Raw genomic sequence first — 18,932 nt, forward strand, 5'->3', positions numbered from 1 at the left:
AAAATTTTTTGGCTTTAAAATTTGTTTTAAAGCCAGCAAAATTATAAATTTTAAAGCCGTAAAATTATAAATCTTAAATCCAGCAAATTTTAAAGCCGTAAATTTTAAAGCCCGCCCAAAGAAATTTTTCAAATAAATTTAAACCCTAATTTAAAATAAAATTTTAAAGTCGCAAATTTTAAATAAAATAAAAATATCTTATAAATATTTAAAATTTTTCTTAAAAATTTAAATTTTGCCCCCTAAAAACTCAATAATTTCTAAGCAAAATTAGCTAAAATCTCAGCTTTACCACAGATTCAAGGATCTAGCATGACAATAAATGAAATTTGCGCCATTGGCAAAGTAGAGCAAAACGAGCAAAGCACGCAAATCATACAACAATACCAAGACTACATCACGCGCTGGCTAGATAGCGATGAGTTCAAGCAAAATCACGCCCAAAAACCCTACCCGCCTTTAATCAACCCAGCAAAAATGGAGTATGAAGGCTCAGATCCCTTGCACGCTTGGGTGCTAAATATGCCCTTGCCAAAATATTATGATTTTGTAGCTTTTGGCTCGCATGCTAGCGGGTTTCATTCGGCCATACCAGCTTTTATGGGCTTGTGCGGGGTTATGCGCACAATGCTAATAAGAGAAGATTACTCTACCCCGCAGCGTTACAAAGGCTCAAAGGGTAATTATATTAGAATATTTGAAGAATTGCTTAGATATAGGGTTTGTGGCTTTAAGCGCGTTTATTTACAGCTTACAGATATGGTTTTTGATGAAGATACCAAAAAGCTTTATAGCCTAATCGATGCTAGCAAAGCACTAAATGTCGTGCGCGATCCTATAAAGGTGCTAACTGGTATGGCAGCTTGCCCGCATCGCCCTGAAATGATGGTAATCAAAGACAACCAAGAATGCGCATTTGGCCTAACGCTTGATAAAAATCCACATCAAATTTTAAAAAATTACATTTATTATTGCAATTCTGGGCTTACTACTGATGTAAGATCTGATGAAATTTCCTTAATGCCAAATATAAATAGCATTGATTTATGGCTTTGCGATCCTAGCCAGAGTTTTCACGATGGCGCGACCTTTAATCTACTCAGCGCTAGCCTTAAAAACATCAAACTAAAACAAACTGATGATTTTGTGGGCGACAAAGCCTTTGATACTATGTGCGAATTAGCCGAGCATTTTGGCTTTGATAAACCAAAAGAAGAAGATAAATGGCTATTTGAGCAAAGAGTAAGCGATTATAAGCATTTAATCCCTATGCATTTATACGCGCACCCAAATATGCTACTTTACACAGATAAAAAGCTAAAAACCCCAACACAGCTTTCACAAGAACTAGTAGATGAGAGCGCAAAACTAGCCGTAATAAGCCAGTTTGAACCTAGAAATTTCACAGCCAAGCACCTTGATATAAGCGAACTTTTTGAGCTAGCTGATCCAACTTTATGCGTATTTTTGCATGGCTATGAAGATGGCATAAAATTATTAAAAAACCCAAAACTACTAAAAAAATGCCAAAAATACATAAAAGAGCTAAGCTCTGCTATGAAAGATAAAGCCATAGAAGAAAAAACTAAAAAATTTAGCGTAGATGATGCCATAGAATATTTTAAAACCCACAAACTCCAAAGGCAAATTTTAAAATTTAGTATGAAACAGCATTTATTTATGCTTGAAAAATTTCAACCAGATATTATACAAAGCTGGCAAGGCTATCAAAGATTTTTAGAGCTTTGTAAAGACGATGAACCACTAAACCCAGATGATTTAAACGGCACACAAGCTCAGGTGGTAGCATACTAATGAGCGCGCCTACAATAATATCCATAATGGGACTAGCAGGCGCTGGCAAAACGACCACAGCCAAAGCCCTAGCAAAAGAGCTAAAAGCAAGAGGCGAGCAAGTGATTATAATAGATGGCGATGAGTTTCGCGGGATTTTTGGCCTTGGCAAATACGACAAAGCCAGCAGAATAGCCTACACCGCTCAAAGAACAGCCCTATGCATAGGCTTAGCAAAGCAAGATTTTATTGTGATAAATGCTATTATTTCACTCTTTAATGAAAGCTACGAGCTGATAAAAGATCTAACAAGCCAGGCTAACATTAAACATAAGCAATATTATTTAAAATGCCCTATCGATGAATTAGAAAAGCGCGATCAAAAAGAACTTTATAGCAAGGCAAAAGTCGGCAAAATGCGCAATGTAGTAGGCGTAGATATTGGCTTTGATGAGCCAAATGCTGATTTAGTGTGCGATGGCACGGCTTGCGTGGATGAAAATGTAAAAAAAATCATAAAAGATCTAGGATTATAATGCTAAGCTTTATTATTGCCCCCCCACAAATATTTAAAAATAAAAGGCTAGTAAAATGAATGTAGCCATTTTACTAGCAGCTGGCAACGGCACAAGAATAAACTCCAAAACCCCAAAACAATTCATAAAAGTGCTTGATAAACCGGTATTATCCTACACAATAGAAAATTTTAATAACTGCGATGAAATAGACGCCATTTGCCTAGTAATCCAAAATCAATGGCGAGCATACACAAAAACTCTATTAAATAAATGCGCTAGCAATAAAGTTCGCTGGATTTTAGAAGGTGGCGAGGATTTTAATGGCTCTGTTTTAAATGCCATAAATGGCTTAAAAAATGAATTAAAAGATAATGATATAGCAGTAATTAGCTTTGGCGTATCACCGCTTACAACGCATGAGAGCATAAAAGATAGCATTCAAAAAGCTAAATTATACGGCAATGGCATAGCTAGCGATGATATGAGATTAAGCCTATGTATAAAAGCCGATGAGCAAAAAAGCAAAGCATACATAAATAGAGAAAATATAAAAGCTTTTAGCAATCCTTGGAGCTTTAAATTTGGCCCTTTATTGCAAAATTATAATCTAGCGCAAAAAACTAATCTTTTAAATAAAATCGAGCCGCGCACAACTAGCTTATATCTAGCCTTAGGACAAAAAATTTATTTTTCTAAAAGCTCGGTTTTTAACCTAAAAATCACATATGAAGAGGATTTGGATATTTTTGAGGGCTTATTACTACTAAAACAAAAAAGGCAAAAAAATGCTAAGCTATAAAGAATTTATCATCGCAAGATTAGCCTTAAAAGGCGATATAAACGCTAAAAGCGTGCTAGCAAGCACAAAGCATAAGGTATTTAAAAACGAACTTGAAATAAACAAACTAATAAATAAATTAAAAGATCAAAATTTATTAACTAAACAAAAACTAAAAAGCGAGCTAAATAAATTTAAAGTAAAAAATGCCATCATTTTAGCAGCGGGCGGGGCTGATATAAATGATAAATCTAGCTACTCAATGCCAAAAGGCTTATATGTAAAAGATAATGAATGCCTAATACAAAGGCAAATAGAGCAATTAAAAAATGCTGGCATTAATGATATCACGCTAGTGCTTGGCTATAAGCAAGAAATGTATTTTTATTTACAAGAAAAATACGGAGTAAAATTAGTAATAAACCCTGAGTTTAGAAAGAAAAATAATATTTATTCCTTATTTGTAGTAGCAAATAAATTAAACAACACCTACATTTGCAACTGCGATAATTATTTTTTACAAAATCCCTTTAATCAATACGAATACAAAGCTTTCCACACAGCCGTAATGAAAAAAAATGCCAAAAATGAATTATTTGCCTATACAAATGAAAATAATAAAATTTTAAATGTATGTAGCGATAATCCAAACCTGCCTTGCTTATATGGTTTTGCGTATTTTGATAAAGAATTTAGCAAAAAAATTAAAAATTTGCTGAGTAAGCACATAGATAATTTTAGGGTTTATACTTTGTTTTATGAAGAATTTATCGCTAAGCACGCAGAGCAATTAAATATGTATCTTCATCTTTATGAAAGTTCGTTTATATTAGAGTTTGATAGCATACAAGAAATTCAAAATATCTCTACTTTATTTTTAGATAATATCTCAACTAATATAAATAAAATAATTTGCGAGGTCTTAGAATGCACAAAAAATGAAATAAACGCAATTTCAATCTTGCAAAAAGGCCTTACTAATATTCTTTTTACCTTTAATGTAAAAGGGCAAAAATACATTTTTCGCTATCCTGGGGATAGTAGTGAGTTTTTTATTTACCGCAAAAACGAGCTAAAAGCACAACGCCTTGCCACAAAAGCAAAAGTCGATAACACTTGTATTTATATAGATGAAGCTGGCATTAAAATTTCAAAATTTCGCCAAAATTCGAAAACTTAAATAAAATTTACTATAAAGATATAAATTTTATGAAAAATCTAGCTAGAAAAATACGCGCTTTTCACGATGCTAGCAAGGACGATTTGGATTTAAATCAATATGAATACAACCCCTTAGAACAAACCGAGCGTCTAATAACACAAGCATCAAAAACCAAAGGCGATTTAAATAAAATATTTGCCAAAGAATGCGAGCAAATAAATGAATTATTTGCTTACACGCAAAAAGATAATATCACAAAAGTGATGTGCCATAATGATATAAATGCCGATAATTGCTTGTATAAAAGGGCTGAGTTTTTTGATATTATAGATTTTGAGTTTGCTGGATATAATGATAGGGCTTATGATTTTGGGCGCGTTATAGCTGGGTATTTGCCAGACAGCGAGCAAATAGATGAAATTTTAAGCGCGTATTATGGACGAAAAATCACGTATATAGAAAGATTACATTTTATAGCTTATGTGGCCATACATAATTATTATTATTGTGGCTGGGCTTTGTATAAAGAAAGCATAAATGAAAGCAGCAGGGATTGGCTTATATTTTTTTATGAAAAAGTAAAAATGGCTTTAAATTACGCCCTGCCACGCTATAAAGAGCTCTATGGTTAAAATTTGGCTTCATTAAAATTTATAGTTTTTATTAAAATTTAAGGTAGTGGGTGTGCGGAATTTTTAACAAAATAAGCAAAAAATAAGCAAAACTCGGTAAAATTGCGCCCTTTATTTTAGCAAAAGGACAGCACATGAAAACAAACATACATCCAGAATATGTTGAATGCACCGTAACTTGCGCGTGTGGCAATAACTTTAAAACACGCTCAAATAAGCCTGAGATTAGGCTAGATATCTGCTCTGCTTGCCATCCGTTTTTCACAGGTAGCGAAAAAATCGTAGATAGCGCCGGTCGCGTTGATAAATTTAAGAAAAAATATAACCTTAAATAGCCTTGCTTTACTTTTTGCCAACTCCAATCGGCAATTTAGGCGATATTTCAGCTAGATGCCTGGACATCTTAGAGCTAGCAAATATCGTAATTTGCGAAGATACAAGAGTGGCAAAAAGCCTTTATAATTTATTAAAAATTTCACCCAAGAATAAAAAATTTTACTGCCTAAACTCACACAATAGCGATGAATTTTGTGCTAAATTCACAAATCTTAAAGAAATTTTAAATGAACAACTTTGTGCTTATTTAAGCGATGCAGGAATGCCCGGCATTAGCGATCCTGGCGAATTTTTGGTAAATTTTGCTAAAAATAATAATATAGAATATTTTGTCTTACCAGGTGCTAATGCCGCGCTTTTAGCGGCTGTGGCTAGCGGTTTAATTAAAAAAGAGTTTATTTTTTTAGGATTTTTGCCAAATACTGGCAAAGAGCGTGAAATTGCCTTACAAAATGCGCTGAGTTTAGCTTATCCTGCCATCATTTATGAATCCCCAAAACGCATTTTAAAATTAGTAGAAAATATCGCAAATATCGATGAAAATAGAGAAATTTTTGCCATAAAAGAAGCCACAAAAAAATTTGAGAAAAAATTTTTTGGCAGAGCTATTGAAGTTTTTCAAATACTTAAAAATGCAAACTTACAAGGCGAATGGACCTTGATAATAAAAAACGCCAAAGAACAAAACACGCAAAATCTCAGCCCAAAAGACATTTTAGCACTTGATATCGCGCCTAAAATCAAAGCCAAACTTCTAAGCAAAATCACGGGCGAAAATGCTAAAAAAATATATGAAAATTTAATAAATAAAGCTAAATTTTAAGCTATTTTGGCTATGCTTGCGCGATGATTATTTTTGGCAAACAGCTATTTTTGCATACTTTAAAACACTATAAAAATAAAATAATTCGTCTTATGCTAGCAAAAGAAGTAGATAAAGAAATTTTTAACTTAATCAACAAAGCAGGCATAAAAATTGAGCGCGTAGATGCTAAAAAAGCACAAGCCCTTGCTCGTGGCGGCAATCATCAAGGCTTTTTGGCTGAGGTTAGTGAGTATGAGTTTTGCGAGCTTAAAACTCTTAAAAACGCAAAAAGCTTGGTGGTTCTTAGCAAAATTAGCGATGTAGGAAATATCGGCTCTATCGTGCGAAGCTGTGTGTGCTTGGGCGCTGATGGCCTAATTATAATCAATAACCAAGCCCTAAGCCAAAGCGCAATTAGCGGTATAATGCGCGCTAGTAGCGCAGCAGCATACGAGCTAGATATAGCACAAGCTAGCGATGAATTAAGTTTGCTAAATGAGCTAAAAATGGCTGGGTTTGCGTTATTTGCTGCTGATATGAATGGCGTGGATATAAAAGAATTTATTAAAAATAACGAAAAACCCGAAAAATTTGCGCTGATTATGGGTAGCGAGGGCGCAGGATTAAGCAAAAAAACACTAAATAAATGCGATAAAACCTTAGCGATTAAAATGCAAAATGGCTTTGAAAGCCTAAATGTCGCTGTTGCTTGCGCTTTAATTTTTGATAGGATAAAAAATGGCTAATGAAATTTCAAAACTAAAAGAATACAACCTAGAAGAAATATCAAAAACAACCAAAATACCGCTTGAATATTTAGAGAGTATGCTAAAAAATGATTACGCTAAGCTAATAAATGTAAATGTCAAAGCCTACACCAAAATCATTAGCAGAGAATACGGCATCGATACAAGCGGGTTTTTAAGCAATTTTGAATCTTTTGTGGCCAACACAAACGAAAACCAAACAGAAAAAGTTAAGATTAACCCGCGCTTGCATGGGTATTGCGCAAAAGAAAAAAGCAATTCTACTCTTTGGTTAATTTTAATGCTTATTTTAATGGCTCTTGGCATTTGGGGCTCAAAAATGCTACAAAATATCGACTTTTCACATCTTGTCCCAGATAATATAACAATCCACGATGAAGATGCCCAAACAAACGAAGCAAACGCCACAAATGAAGAACAAGAAGATGAAGAAAGCGATTTAATAATAAACGATATAAGCCAAACAGACCAAAACCAAACAAGCCAGATCCAAGCAAATGAAGCTAACGCCACAAGTGAACCAGCCCAAACAAACGAGCAAAACCAAATAGAACAAAGCCAAATAGAACAAAGCCTAGCCGAGCAAAGCCCAAAAATAGCACATTTTACTCCCAAAAAAAGCATTTGGATCGGCATAAAAAACCTAGATGATATGCAAAAACGCTCATTTAATGCAAAACAGCCTTTTGATATAAATCTTACTGGCAATATGCTTTTAGTTACAGGGCATGGGAGATTAAGCCTAAGCTATGATGAGCAAAACAAAACCTACAACCAAAAAGACACCTTGCGCTTTCACATAACCAATGGCGAGATAAAAAAGCTAAATTTTAAAGAATTTATAAAATTAAACAAAGGTCCATTATGGTAAGCAAAGGTATAAAATTTGGCGCATTTATTTGGCTTTTTGCTTTGTTTTTGCCTGCTTGGGGGGCTAATTTACGCTCAGATTTACAAAGCCTAATCCCTCAAAATGAGATTGTAATTGCTCAAATTTTACAAAACGAAAACGCTTATATAGATAAAAGAAATAATGTAAATTACGCTACTTTAAGCAAAGAGCTAAAAGCTAGGGATTTATTAGATTTACAAATCCAAAACGAAGCAAACATCAATATAACCTTTAAAGGCGCACAACACAAAGCCTTGGTTTTAATAAACGCCGTTACAAAAAGCCTGGATAAAATCGGCTATAAATATTTTTTAAGCTCGTTTTTTGAAGTAAATGAAGGGATTATGACCTGGGCAATCGTGCCAAACTCGCGCACCTTAATAGACCCTGGCGCACTTTATGTGGAGCTATTAAAAAACCGCGTTTATATCAAAAGCATAAAAAAGCAAGGCCAAACTAGCTTTGTTTATGAGCTAGATGCGCATAATGCCATCTTAGATGGTATAGATTTAAGCCTTAGTGGAGTAAGGCCAAAAGAGGCGTATTTTGTAACTTGTGCTGGGCGTGCAAATATTTCAATAAAAAGCCAAGTAGGCGATAGCTGGACGCCGTTGATTTATTTTTTTGATAAAAACCTAAAACTAATACAAACAATCAAAGAACAAAGCCATAAAAGCGCTATGGATTTACAACTGCCAAATGGCACCTTTTATGTGATGATTGATGATGCTATGAGCCTTGAAAATATCAAGCAGGGTTTAAGCATTAGCCTGCGTTAATTCATAATTTTAGCTTTTAGCAGAGTACATTTTATAAATTTTAATTATAAACGCGCGCTAAATTACTAAGCGCTTAGCCAAAAAGGTGGCTTAGAGCATAGTGGATTAAAACTAAAAATGGGCGATTTTATCCGCAGTTTTTATAATTATGCTGAAATTTTAATAATCTTGCTTGTTTTAAATTTTAATAATTTTATTTGCCTTAAATTTTAATTAAATCACAGCCCAAAATTCTTGCCACAAGCAAACTTTTTGTCCAAGCCAAAAACCTTACAATACTCGCAAAACACGCAACTAACGCTTCTTTTAGCGCAAACAACTGGAATGCTTCGCTTTTTGGCTTGCGATTTAATTTTTTTCATTGTGTTATGGTTTAAAAAACTAGTCAGCATCACCACGCATTCTACATTTTGCGGGATAGCCTTGCGATTTACTCTATTTTCATTTCTTGCGTCCCAATGCTCTATATTGCTTGCTCCAAGATCGCTAAGAACTGCTTTGATGTGTGTTATTTCATCTGCGCCTATTACCAAAACTGACATTTTAATCCTTTTTTATAAAATTGATATTAGCTATTATATTTATAAATACTTAAATTTCTCTTATATTTTGATTGTGCTTATCAATTACAAAAAATTTAAAATTTTGTTTATGCTATAATGCGCGCTTTTAATTTAAAATTTACAAGGCAAAAAATGAAAAAATATCTAATCCTTTTAGCTACTGCTTTTATTCTTAGTGCTTGCTCATCGCCCTTAAATATCCCAAACGCAAGAAATAAAGAGCTTTTAGCCTATACTAGCAAATTTGAAAAAGGTGATTTTTTAGCGCTTGGAGCGTATATAAATCCAGTTTATGATAAAGAAAAAAGCAAGGAATTTGAATATTTTATATTAAACATAATCCCAAAAAACGCGCAAATTTTAAATGGCACAATAAGCGTGAATAATGAAAATTCCGGCATAACGATAAAAGAATTATCGCCAGATGATGAAATTTTAAAAGATATAGATTTTAAAATTTCGTGGGCAAAATATTATTTAATTAGCGCGCCTGTAAAAAATAGCGCAGTTTTACATTTAAATTTTAATGCTGTTGTGAGCGAAAAGTATCCGAGCGTTCTGGTATCATTAAGCTTTCAAAAAATTGCGAAATCTTTGTATTGGAGCCCAAGATAGCGCGGTAGATTATATAATTAGCAAGCACCTTTTTGCCATAATCACGGCTTTCGCTAAATGGAACTAGTTCCATTGATAAAAATGGCTCGTATTTGTTTTTGGCATTATTTGGATTAAAAATTTTACCGCCTAAAAGCATTTTTTTCACAAATCCTATCCCGCCATTATAAGCATAAGCTACAAACACCGGACTTTTTAAATAAGTTTGTAAATAATCTAAATGGTGATTTGCGAACTTATAAGCAATTTCTGGTTTAAACATATCGCTTTCATCAAAATCTGGTATTTTTAGCTCTTTTTTGCCTATATCGCGCGCTAAAAAAGGCATAAATTGCATCATACCAAGAGCATAAGAAGTAGAAACCGAACCTGGAATAAAACGGCTTTCTTGCCTTGCAAGAGCAAGGATTAGGGCTTGTCTTTTTACATCTTTTGTGCCGATTTTATCCATAAAAGGCAAGGGATAATAATGCTTTTTATAATTATGTGCGCGCTCCATTAAATAAGTGTATTCGCCAAGAGTGTTTTTGGTATAAAATTTACCCGCATATTTCATCAGCTCGCTACCTTTTAGCTTATTAGCGTGCGCTTTTTCTTTCTCCCAAGCAAAAGGATTTGTTATATCATAGTTTTTGGCTTTTTTTCTTGTAGGTTTTGGCACTATTACATCAAAGGGCTTGGTGCCTAGCTTTTCATATGCGTATAAACTATAAATATTTATGCTATTGCTTTTGGCTAAATTTTCTAAAACCGCCCTATCTTTACTAATTAAATACACCCAAAATAGCGCATTATCTCTATAAATCGCATTTTTGGGCGTTTTGGCTGCTTGCTTGAAAAAGGCTAAGGCTTTTTTATCTTGATTATGTAAAATCGCATTCACACCAGCTAAAAACGCCACATCTGCGCGCGGTTTTGATGGATGTAGCTCCAATAACTGCTCTTTTAGCTCATCGTGCTTATCTAAAATCACAGCTTCATTTATCAAGCTTAAAAAAGCCCAATTACCGCTAAGATTTGCCCACAGCCCGGGGGAAAATTTAGCTAAGTTTAGCACCTCTTTTTTATTTTCAGCCGTGTGATAATACTTCAATAAAGCAAAATCGCTATTTTGAGAAAAAAGAAAATCCAGCCCCAAATCATAGCTTTTTATAAACACATAAAGGCCGTAATCGTGCTTTTTATAATGCTTTGCTAGCTGGGCTCTTTGCTCAGGGCTTAGATCGCTTAAATATTTTTTGGTAATCACATCTCTTTGGCATTGTTTTGAGAGCGTAATTAGCTCGCCTTGACAACGCGTATGGACATTATATTCACCTAAAATTTCATCAAATTTTGTTTTAATTCTGCCTGAGTAGCGATAAATTTTCTCCCTTAAAGCTCTTAATTTTGCCTTATTTACTCTTTTTTCATTTGCATAGCGGTATATATAATAATCCTTTGCAAGCCCGCTTGGAGCAGTTAAAAGCTCATCATAACTAGGAATAGCCCCAAAAGCACCGCTAAAAAAAACAAAAATTCCACAAAAGATTAAAATTTTATTAAAACGCGCGCGCAATCTCACTAAATAACCTCATCAAAAATATATCTACAAATTGTAAAACTAAAATTATAATAAGCGGAGCCAAATCAATCCCGCCAAATACAGTAGGAATGCGTGTTTTACGCACAAGCACGTAAGCTGGCGCACTTAGGCGGTATAAAATTTGAACGATTTTATTAAAAGGATCTGGATTAACCCAACTAAGCAGCGCACAAGCAATTATCACAAAAATATACGCTGTAATTATTAAATGCAATATTTGCGCAATGGCCATTAAAAAACTATTCAAAACAATCATTATTTTAAAATTTCCTTTAAATCATCTTTAATCAAAGCATATAGTTGGCTTAGCTCGGGGCCATGGCTAGCATTACTTAGCAACAAGCGCAGTGGCATAAAAAACGCCTTACCTTTTAGCCCGGTTTTTTGGCTTAAAATATTTTGAAGTTGCTTAAAATCATCTGGCAAGGATTTATTTTCTACTAATTCTAAAAGCGCATTTTTGATGATTTTTGCGTTAGCTTGCCATTCATCATCAATTATTTTTGGAGAGTAAATTTTATTAATTTTTTCTTTAATTTGTGTGATTAGGCTGGCTTCTTGTGTGAAAAAGCGCGCTAATTCTGGCTTAGTAAATCCTAGCTGCTTTAAGCGCGCATCACTTGCTTGACGGATATGCTCTCTATTAATTTGCGCTAATTTATCCTCATCAAATTTAGCCGGACTTTTTGAAAGAGATTTTAGGCTAAACCATTCTTTTGCTTCTTGAAGCGTGAAAATCTCGCACGGAGTTTTATTGCCAAGCAAAAGCAAATAATTAGCAATAGCCTCGCTCATATAGCCTTGATTTAATAGCCATTTTACCGAGCTTGAGTTTTCTCTTTTACTCATTTTTTGGCCTTGGGCGTTTAAGATTATTGGCAAATGCGCGTGTTTGATTTTGGAGTTGTAGCCAAGGGCTTGTCTTATTAGATTTTGGCGCGGGGTATTGCTTACATGATCTTCACCTCTAATCACGCAACTAACGCCTTCAAGCATATCATCAATCGCGCAAGCAAAATTATAAGTAGGCGTTTTATCTGCTCTTAAAAGCACAAAACTATCAAAATTACAAGATTCAAAACTAACCCGCCCTTTTATCTCATCATCAAAACTAAAATCCGCATCTTTTGGGATTTTTAATCTAACCACGCCAGGGCGAGGATTATTAAAAACCTCGTCAGCGCTCAAATGCTCGCAAGTCCCATCATAGCGATATGCTCTGCCTTGCTCTTTTGCAATTTGCTTTTTATTTTCTAGCGTGGCTTCATCACAAAAGCATAAAAACGCCTTGCCCTCACTTAGTAATTTTGCAGCAAATTCTTGGTGAAATTTTAAGTTTTTGCTTTGATAATACAGCATCTGGTAGCTAATGCCAAATTCTTTTAAAATTTCTAAAATTTCAGCATCTTTGCCTGGTATATTTCGCTCTTTATCAGTATCTTCAATGCGCACGATAAACCCGCTATTATCTTGTAAAGAACAAACATAATTTATCAGCGCAGCGCGTAAATTGCCTATGTGCATATCGCCAGTTGGACTAGGGGCAAATCTATACATTTTTATCCTTTCATAATCTTAAAATTTTAAAATTTGGCGTAAATTTTAAAATTTAATAAATTATTTCTTGTATTAATAATTGAATACTTTGCGTGCCGCGAAAATTATTTTTACTAAGTATAAATAAAACATCGATAAAATCGCCTTCTTTTGGCACATAATCATAATTAAAAAACACAGCATCCAAGTTGCGTCCAGCCTTAAAAAGCCTTAGCCTTAAATGCGATTCATTTGCGCCTATTGTGCGAACAAGCACCACTTTAACACCATAAAGCCAAAATGTAGGGCGCGGATTTTTTTGTCCGTATGGCTCGTAAGAACTAATTATATCCATTAGCTCCATATCGATGCTATTAACATCAATTTCGCCCAAAACTTCATCACTTAAAGCAGTTGTTTGAAAATTATGCAACACGCAAGTATTATTTATAACATAACGAAACTCTTCAAGGCGCGATTCTTCAAGCACAACCCCAGCTGCGCCTCTATGCCCGCCATAGCTAATTAGCATTTTTTCTTGTGCGGCGATTAATTCTAAAATATTAAAACGCCCAACACTTCTAGCACTGCCTTTTGCGCGCCCTTTTTCACAGCTAAACACAATAGCTGGCCGCTTATACATCTTAGCCAAGCGACTAGCCACAATGCCAAGCACGCCCTCATGCCAAGCATGGCCATAAGATACGATTATATTGTCGTTTTCATTTACATTTTTAATGCTATCTTCAAAAAGTATTCTTTCTTCATCTTTTCTGGCTTTATTTAAATCTTGTATGGTTTTGAATAATTCTTGTGCTTCTTGCGTGCTTTTAGCGCGTAAAAACTCGTAACTAAGCGTGGCATCGTCCATTCTGCCAGCTGAGTTTATAAGTGGGGCTATACTAAAACTAATATCATCAAAATTAAAATTTTCTTTATCATAATGCCTAGCAATCACATCAAAACAAGCTCTTGTGCGTTTATTGATATATTTTAACCCCTCTCTTACAAGCACGCGGTTCATATCTCTTAGCTCCATCATATCAGCCATAATGGCAATGGCTAAAAGATCTGTGAATTTGCCCATATTATAGTTTTTTAAACCCAAAAGCTCTTTTATGCTAGCTACTAAATACCACGCCACCTCAGCACCGCAAATTTCTTTAAAAGGAAAATTATCATCAAGTTGTTGTGGATTTATGATAGCATAAGCCTTTGGCAAGCCATCGCCTAGCATATGATGATCGGTTATGATTAAATCAATGCCTACTTGTTCGCATTTTTGCCCAGCCTCAAAGGCTGTAATGCCGTTATCAACGGTGATGATTAAATCTCTATCTCTTAGCTCATCGATTATAGCTTCATTTAAACCATAGCCATCTTTAAAGCGATTTGGGATTCGCACGATTAAATCTTTTACGCCCACATCATCAAAAAACTCAGCCAAAACCGCACTAGAACAAACCCCATCGCAATCATAATCGCCCACAACAGCGATTTTTTGCCCCTTAATAATGGCTTGTTTTATGCGCCCAGCTGCCTTATAAATATCTTTTAATTCTTTTGGCAATGGCAAGGTGCTAAGCTTTGTGTGTTTATCTTTACTAAAACGCTTGTTTAAAATTTCTAAAATTTTAGTTTTATTTAATAAATTAGGCATTTGGCTTGAATACACTCTTTGCGTGTTTGCATTTATCATCATTTTTTACTCATCATCACTCAGCGCAACTAACCTTAATAAAGCCAAGAATTACAGGATTTGGCTTAGTTAGGCGCGAGGTAAATTCAGGATGAAACTGAACGCCAAGAAAAAATGGATGATTTTTTAATTCACAAGCTTCAATTAAGCCCTTACTTTCACCACTAATTATCAAGCCATTTTTTTCGTAATCTTGGCGATATTTTGGGTTTGCTTCATAACGATGGCGATGGCGTTCGATTATTTTGCTTTGGTTATCATAAATTTTAGCCAAAAGTGAGCCTTTTTTTAGCTCGCATTCATAGCTGCCAAGTCGCATAGTCCCGCCTAATGGACTTTTGTGCGTGCGAATTTGCTTTGTGCCGCTTGCGTCTATAAAATTATCTATTAAATAAATCACATTTTCTTTACAAGCACTATCAAATTCCATACTATTTGCATTTTCAAGCCCTAAAACATTTCTTGCAAACTCAATAAGCGCAATTTGCATGCCAAGACAAATTCCAAGATAAGGTATTTTATGCTCTCTTGCGTATTTAGCCGAGCATATCATACCCTCTACGCCCCTACCGCCAAAGCCACCAGCAACCAAAATCCCGCTACAATCTTTAAAAATTTCGCCAACATTATTTTCATCTATGCGCTCACTATCGCACCATTTTAGATTTACTCGCGTATCTAAGCTGGCCCCAGCGTGAATTATGCTCTCAGTTAAGCTTTTATAACTTTCTTTTAAATCTGTGTATTTGCCTACAAAAGCTATTGTGATAGCGTTATTTGGTGCTACTACGCGCTTTACTAAACTATCCCAATTTTGCATATTTGCGTTTAATTTACCAAGGTTTAATTGCTTGGCAATCGGCTCTAAAATATCTTGTGCCATAAAATTTAGTGGTAATTGATAAATGCTTGCTAAATCTGGGCTTTCAATCACGCAAGAGCGCGCCACGCCACAACTTGATGCGATTTTATCCTTTAAATCACGATTTAAACTCTGCTCACAGCGACAAACTAGCATATCAGGGATTATGCCTATACGGCGAAGCTCACCCACGCTATGCTGAGTAGGTTTTGTTTTTAATTCGCCAGCAACCTTAATAAAAGGCACTAAGGTTAAATGAATAAACATCGCATTTTCTTTGCCTAATTCGCCCCCAAGCATTCTAATGGCCTCTAAAAACGGCAAACCCTCTATATCGCCTACTGTTCCGCCAATTTCTACAATCAAAATATCATTAGCTTTTGCAGCTAGCTTTATGCGCCTAATTATTTCATTTGTGATGTGTGGGATTACTTGAATGGTTTTGCCCAAATAATCGCCCTGGCGTTCTTTTTGGATTACTGTGCTATAAACGCAACCTGTGGTAAAATTATTATTTTGGCTTAAATTTTCATCTAAAAAACGCTCATAATGCCCCAAATCCAAATCCGTCTCAGCCCCATCAGCCGTAACAAAAACCTCGCCATGCTCTAATGGACTCATCGTGCCTGGATCTACATTTATATATGGATCTGCTTTTAAAATACTTACCTTTAACCCAGCGCTTTTTAATAAAGTTGCAATAGAAGCAGCAGCTATGCCTTTACCAAGAGAACTAAGCACGCCACCTGTTATAAAAATAAATTTACTTTTCACTTTTGTCCTTATGATTTTAGCGCGGGATTTTAGCAAATATAGACTTTAAAGAACTTTATGCGGTTTTAGCAGGTATTATTAAAATTTCAAGCAAAACAGCTTAAAAATATTATAAATTTTAAAATTTATTAAAAAATTAAATTATTTAGCGCACAAATAAAATATGCCACAAAATATTTTACGCTACATTAAAATTTGAAATTTTCAAGCCAAAATATCAAGGGTTTTTAGCTAAATTTTAAATTATCATTGTTGCTGGATTTTTCGTCATTTGCTCTAACAGCTTTAATGCATTTTAAAATATAACTTATTTGAGGATTTATCGCTTTTGGTTTTAAAATTTGTAAATTTTAAAACCAAGCACACGCCAATAATTATTCAAGCTTTCTTTTGCTCAGCTAAAAGCTCTAAAATTTTATTTGCTTGCATCATAGCAGCGATGCCTACGCGTGGAGCCATTAGCCCATTGCCAATGCTTGCAGCGCGCTCTAAATCACCACAAATCCACACATTACTAGCAAATTGCGTAATTTTAATATCTTGGCTTGCTCCATAGCCTGCTACGCCACTAGAAGCGATGATTGTTTTATTTTTTAAAGTATTTAAAAGCATAGCCTTGCTTTTTGCGTTATCAAAGCATTCAGCCACTATCTTACAAGGCTCAAACACCGCATTTACATTGCTTTCATCAAGGTAAATATCTTGCGTGGTAACTTCTACAAAAGGATTTATGTGCGCAATGATTTGCTTTAAGGCAGTGGTTTTTTTCTTGCCAATATCGCTTATGAAATACTGCTGACGATTTAAATTACTAGGATCTATTACATCAAAATCTACTAATTTTAATTTAGCCACACCTACTCTTGCAAGCGCGATAGCCACAGCACTACCAAGCCCGCCAAGCCCAGCTACGCCGATATTTGCGCGCTCTAAGGCCACATTTAGCTCAGGGCTATTTCTAGCTTGCATCATTTCTTTTAGCATATGTTTTGGTGGTATTTGGCCTTTTTTGATGAAAATCACGCTATCGCCATCATTTAAGGCTAAATTTTCATTTATAGCAAAACCTTTATAAACGCAAAGATCATTTACGCTAAATCCTAGCTCATCGCGCAAGGCAAATAGCGTATTAGCTGTGCTTTCATAGCTCTTAGCATTAACTTTTAGCTTCATTTTCTTTTATCCAGCTAATCGCATCTTGTGCGTTATTAAAAACGCATTCAAAATAATCTTGTAAATCCTTGCCAAAGCCACAACGCACGCCAAGAGCGCGCACGCTTGCAGCCTTAGCGGCTAAGGCATCAAGGGCTGTATCGCCTATCATAAAAGCATTTGTAGATGGTTTATTGATGGCTTTTAAGGCTGTAAATATAGGCTCAGGATCTGGCTTTAATCTGCTTACATCATCTGCGCCAATTACTGCTTTAAAATATTTTAAAACACCCAAATGCTCTAATAAAATGCGCGAATATTTGCTAGTTTTTGTAGTAACCACGGCCAAATCCGCAAAGCTAGAAGCACTTTTAAGCGCGCTAGCACAACCATCAAGCAAAATAGTTTCATCTAAATAATGCTTAGCATAGCATTCTTTATAAATTTTAATAAACTCGTCTATTTCATCTTTTGGAGCGCCAAGACTAGAAAACATAAATGAAAGTGGATGCCCAATTAAAGCTTTTATTTGCTCATCTTGTGGAATTTTATGATTTAAACTAGCAAAGGCAAACTTAAAAGCACGGTAAATAGGCACCGTGCTATCAATCAAAGTCCCATCTAAATCAAATAAAATGCTAGTTTTCATCATAAAAATTTTATTTTTTAGTTAAAGTTTTAGGATTTTTGTTTTCATTTGTGCTTTGTGGTAGATCCTTTGGTATATCGGTATTTTCAGCACTTGGGACAAAATGACTTACTACTTGTGGGAATGGTATGGAAATACCATTTTCATCAAAGGCGATTTTTACACTCTCAATTAGCGAAAAATACGCATTCCAATAATCATCGGTTTTTACCCAAAATCTAGCAGCTAAATTCACACTAGAATCAGCCAACTCTAAAACACCCACAAAAGGCTGTGCTGGCGCTTCTTCGCCCTTTAAAACCAAGTCATTTGTATTGGCTATTTTTAAGATTATATCGCGGGCTTTTTTAATATCATCGCTGTAATCAATGCCAAAAACCAAATCCACACGCCTGTGTGGTTGGAGCGAAAAATTAACAATGCGCGCGCCAATTACTTGCGAGTTTGGCACGATTATCGTGCGGTTATCTGCTGTTAAAACATAAGTGCTAAATAAATTTATATCTCTTACTTTACCACTTGCACCATTTATATCCACAGAATCGCCCAGTTTAAACGGCCTAAAAAATATAATTAACGCACCAGCACCTACATTGCCAAAAGTATCTTTAAACGACATACCAATAGCCAAGCTCAGCGCGCCTATTACGGCTACAAAACTAGTAGTTTCAATGCCTAAATTTGAAAGTGCTGCTAGTATTATAAAAATAAAAAGCAAGGTTTTTATGGCATTTACTACAAAATGCGCTAGCATACCATCTATTTTTGCGCGAGCAACTAACTTTTCAAGCAAAATGCTAATCTTACCAATTATCCATTTACCGATAAAAAATATAAGTAAAGAAATTATTATTCGCAAAGAATATTGCACACAAAGCATTAACAAATGTGAATAATCGATATTTTCTATTAAGTGTGCGTATTTTGAAACTTCTTCTAAAACTAAATCATCGGTGATATTTAAATCTCTTATACTAAGTTCTTGCGTGGAATTTAATTCAGGCATTTTTAACTCACAATATTTTATTAAAACC

The 18,932-nt window shown here is 34.8% G+C and carries 20 protein-coding genes; 11 read left to right on the plus strand and 9 right to left on the minus strand.

Annotation, left to right across the window (positions count from 1 at the left end):
- Positions 1-312: 312 nt before the first annotated feature.
- The 10 genes from CINF_RS08040 (at position 313) to CINF_RS08085 (ending at position 8,463) form a co-directional block, all read left to right on the plus strand.
- A complete protein-coding gene (locus CINF_RS08040; RefSeq protein WP_178697136.1) occupies positions 313-1,815 on the plus strand; it encodes a DUF2972 domain-containing protein in 1,503 nt (500 codons plus the stop codon).
- The gene (locus tag CINF_RS08045) at positions 1,815-2,330 is read left to right on the plus strand and encodes an adenylyl-sulfate kinase (RefSeq protein ID WP_179975168.1); all 516 of its coding nucleotides are present in this window, start codon (positions 1,815-1,817) and stop codon (positions 2,328-2,330) included. The genes CINF_RS08040 and CINF_RS08045 overlap by 1 nt, the downstream gene beginning before the upstream one ends.
- Positions 2,331-2,385: 55 nt before the next feature.
- Entirely contained in the window at positions 2,386-3,111 is a 726-nt protein-coding gene (locus CINF_RS08050) for an IspD/TarI family cytidylyltransferase (protein WP_179975169.1), read from the plus strand.
- Positions 3,098-4,270 (plus strand): NTP transferase domain-containing protein, encoded by a 1,173-nt coding sequence (locus tag CINF_RS08055; protein WP_179975170.1) that lies wholly within the window; start codon positions 3,098-3,100, stop codon positions 4,268-4,270. Before CINF_RS08050 ends, CINF_RS08055 begins: the two co-directional genes overlap by 14 nt.
- A 20-nt stretch (positions 4,271-4,290) precedes the next feature.
- Positions 4,291-4,884 (plus strand): phosphotransferase family protein, encoded by a 594-nt coding sequence (locus CINF_RS08060; RefSeq protein ID WP_275690523.1) that lies wholly within the window; start codon positions 4,291-4,293, stop codon positions 4,882-4,884.
- 134 nt (positions 4,885-5,018) lie between these two features.
- Entirely contained in the window at positions 5,019-5,219 is a 201-nt protein-coding gene (rpmE, locus tag CINF_RS08065; RefSeq protein WP_178697137.1) for a 50S ribosomal protein L31, read from the plus strand.
- 2 nt (positions 5,220-5,221) lie between these two features.
- Complete coding sequence (rsmI, locus tag CINF_RS08070; RefSeq protein WP_179975172.1) at positions 5,222-6,043, plus strand: 16S rRNA (cytidine(1402)-2'-O)-methyltransferase; 822 nt, start codon at positions 5,222-5,224, stop codon at positions 6,041-6,043.
- Between the two features lie 23 nt (positions 6,044-6,066).
- Positions 6,067-6,771, plus strand: a complete 705-nt coding sequence (rlmB, locus tag CINF_RS08075; protein WP_178697139.1) for a 23S rRNA (guanosine(2251)-2'-O)-methyltransferase RlmB — start codon at positions 6,067-6,069, stop codon at positions 6,769-6,771.
- Entirely contained in the window at positions 6,764-7,663 is a 900-nt protein-coding gene (locus CINF_RS08080) for a helix-turn-helix domain-containing protein (RefSeq protein ID WP_179975173.1), read from the plus strand. Before rlmB ends, CINF_RS08080 begins: the two co-directional genes overlap by 8 nt.
- Positions 7,657-8,463 (plus strand): hypothetical protein, encoded by an 807-nt coding sequence (locus tag CINF_RS08085; protein ID WP_178697141.1) that lies wholly within the window; start codon positions 7,657-7,659, stop codon positions 8,461-8,463. Before CINF_RS08080 ends, CINF_RS08085 begins: the two co-directional genes overlap by 7 nt.
- 218 nt (positions 8,464-8,681) lie before the next feature.
- Here the strand turns inward: CINF_RS08085 and CINF_RS08090 are convergent, their stop codons facing one another.
- Positions 8,682-9,005: a DUF2325 domain-containing protein gene (locus CINF_RS08090; protein ID WP_178697142.1), complete on the minus strand. Its 324-nt coding sequence runs from the start codon at positions 9,003-9,005 to the stop codon at positions 8,682-8,684.
- A 153-nt stretch (positions 9,006-9,158) separates the two neighbouring features.
- On the opposite strand from CINF_RS08090, the gene CINF_RS08095 reads away from it, so the two are divergent.
- On the plus strand, positions 9,159-9,641 hold the full coding sequence (locus tag CINF_RS08095) for a hypothetical protein (protein WP_179975174.1): 483 nt from the start codon (positions 9,159-9,161) through the stop codon (positions 9,639-9,641).
- Here CINF_RS08095 and CINF_RS08100 read toward each other — a convergent pair.
- The 8 genes from CINF_RS08100 to CINF_RS08135 form a co-directional block, all read right to left on the minus strand.
- On the minus strand, positions 9,550-11,205 hold the full coding sequence (locus CINF_RS08100) for a lytic transglycosylase domain-containing protein (RefSeq protein WP_179975175.1): 1,656 nt from the start codon (positions 11,203-11,205) through the stop codon (positions 9,550-9,552). The genes CINF_RS08095 and CINF_RS08100 overlap by 92 nt on opposite strands.
- Positions 11,183-11,479 (minus strand): YggT family protein, encoded by a 297-nt coding sequence (locus CINF_RS08105; protein WP_179975962.1) that lies wholly within the window; start codon positions 11,477-11,479, stop codon positions 11,183-11,185. The genes CINF_RS08100 and CINF_RS08105 overlap by 23 nt, the downstream gene beginning before the upstream one ends.
- Before the next feature lie 2 nt (positions 11,480-11,481).
- The gene (gene gltX, locus CINF_RS08110; RefSeq protein WP_179975176.1) at positions 11,482-12,783 is read right to left on the minus strand and encodes a glutamate--tRNA ligase; all 1,302 of its coding nucleotides are present in this window, start codon (positions 12,781-12,783) and stop codon (positions 11,482-11,484) included.
- Between the two features lie 52 nt (positions 12,784-12,835).
- Entirely contained in the window at positions 12,836-14,464 is a 1,629-nt protein-coding gene (recJ, locus tag CINF_RS08115) for a single-stranded-DNA-specific exonuclease RecJ (RefSeq protein ID WP_240156115.1), read from the minus strand.
- Positions 14,465-14,477: 13 nt separating this feature from the next.
- Positions 14,478-16,097: a CTP synthase gene (locus CINF_RS08120; protein WP_240156116.1), complete on the minus strand. Its 1,620-nt coding sequence runs from the start codon at positions 16,095-16,097 to the stop codon at positions 14,478-14,480.
- Positions 16,098-16,475: 378 nt separating this feature from the next.
- The gene (gene thiF / locus CINF_RS08125) at positions 16,476-17,270 is read right to left on the minus strand and encodes a sulfur carrier protein ThiS adenylyltransferase ThiF (RefSeq protein ID WP_179975177.1); all 795 of its coding nucleotides are present in this window, start codon (positions 17,268-17,270) and stop codon (positions 16,476-16,478) included.
- Complete coding sequence (locus CINF_RS08130) at positions 17,254-17,898, minus strand: HAD family hydrolase (RefSeq protein WP_178697160.1); 645 nt, start codon at positions 17,896-17,898, stop codon at positions 17,254-17,256. Before CINF_RS08130 ends, thiF begins: the two co-directional genes overlap by 17 nt.
- Positions 17,899-17,908: 10 nt before the next feature.
- On the minus strand, positions 17,909-18,904 hold the full coding sequence (locus CINF_RS08135; RefSeq protein WP_240156117.1) for a mechanosensitive ion channel family protein: 996 nt from the start codon (positions 18,902-18,904) through the stop codon (positions 17,909-17,911).
- Positions 18,905-18,932 lie beyond the last annotated feature (28 nt).

Origin of the sequence: Candidatus Campylobacter infans (genome assembly GCF_013416015.1) — a bacterium.
Lineage (GTDB): Bacteria > Campylobacterota > Campylobacteria > Campylobacterales > Campylobacteraceae > Campylobacter > Campylobacter infans.

Excerpts from the sequence above, each read along its gene's own strand:
- CINF_RS08040 (WP_178697136.1), top strand. The coding sequence starts at position 313 with ATGACAATAAATGAAATTTGCGCCATTGGCAAAGTAGAGCAAAACGAG.
- CINF_RS08045 (WP_179975168.1), top strand. The coding sequence starts at position 1,815 with ATGAGCGCGCCTACAATAATATCCATAATGGGACTAGCAGGCGCTGGC.
- CINF_RS08050 (WP_179975169.1), top strand. The coding sequence starts at position 2,386 with ATGAATGTAGCCATTTTACTAGCAGCTGGCAACGGCACAAGAATAAAC.
- CINF_RS08055 (WP_179975170.1), top strand. The coding sequence starts at position 3,098 with ATGCTAAGCTATAAAGAATTTATCATCGCAAGATTAGCCTTAAAAGGC.
- rpmE (WP_178697137.1), top strand. The coding sequence starts at position 5,019 with ATGAAAACAAACATACATCCAGAATATGTTGAATGCACCGTAACTTGC.
- rlmB (WP_178697139.1), top strand. The coding sequence starts at position 6,067 with ATGATTATTTTTGGCAAACAGCTATTTTTGCATACTTTAAAACACTAT.
- CINF_RS08080 (WP_179975173.1), top strand. The coding sequence starts at position 6,764 with ATGGCTAATGAAATTTCAAAACTAAAAGAATACAACCTAGAAGAAATA.
- CINF_RS08085 (WP_178697141.1), top strand. The coding sequence starts at position 7,657 with ATGGTAAGCAAAGGTATAAAATTTGGCGCATTTATTTGGCTTTTTGCT.
- CINF_RS08090 (WP_178697142.1), bottom strand. The coding sequence starts at position 9,005 with ATGTCAGTTTTGGTAATAGGCGCAGATGAAATAACACACATCAAAGCA.
- CINF_RS08095 (WP_179975174.1), top strand. The coding sequence starts at position 9,159 with ATGAAAAAATATCTAATCCTTTTAGCTACTGCTTTTATTCTTAGTGCT.
- gltX (WP_179975176.1), bottom strand. The coding sequence starts at position 12,783 with ATGTATAGATTTGCCCCTAGTCCAACTGGCGATATGCACATAGGCAAT.
- recJ (WP_240156115.1), bottom strand. The coding sequence starts at position 14,464 with ATGATGATAAATGCAAACACGCAAAGAGTGTATTCAAGCCAAATGCCT.
- thiF (WP_179975177.1), bottom strand. The coding sequence starts at position 17,270 with ATGAAGCTAAAAGTTAATGCTAAGAGCTATGAAAGCACAGCTAATACG.
- CINF_RS08130 (WP_178697160.1), bottom strand. The coding sequence starts at position 17,898 with ATGAAAACTAGCATTTTATTTGATTTAGATGGGACTTTGATTGATAGC.
- CINF_RS08135 (WP_240156117.1), bottom strand. The coding sequence starts at position 18,904 with ATGCCTGAATTAAATTCCACGCAAGAACTTAGTATAAGAGATTTAAAT.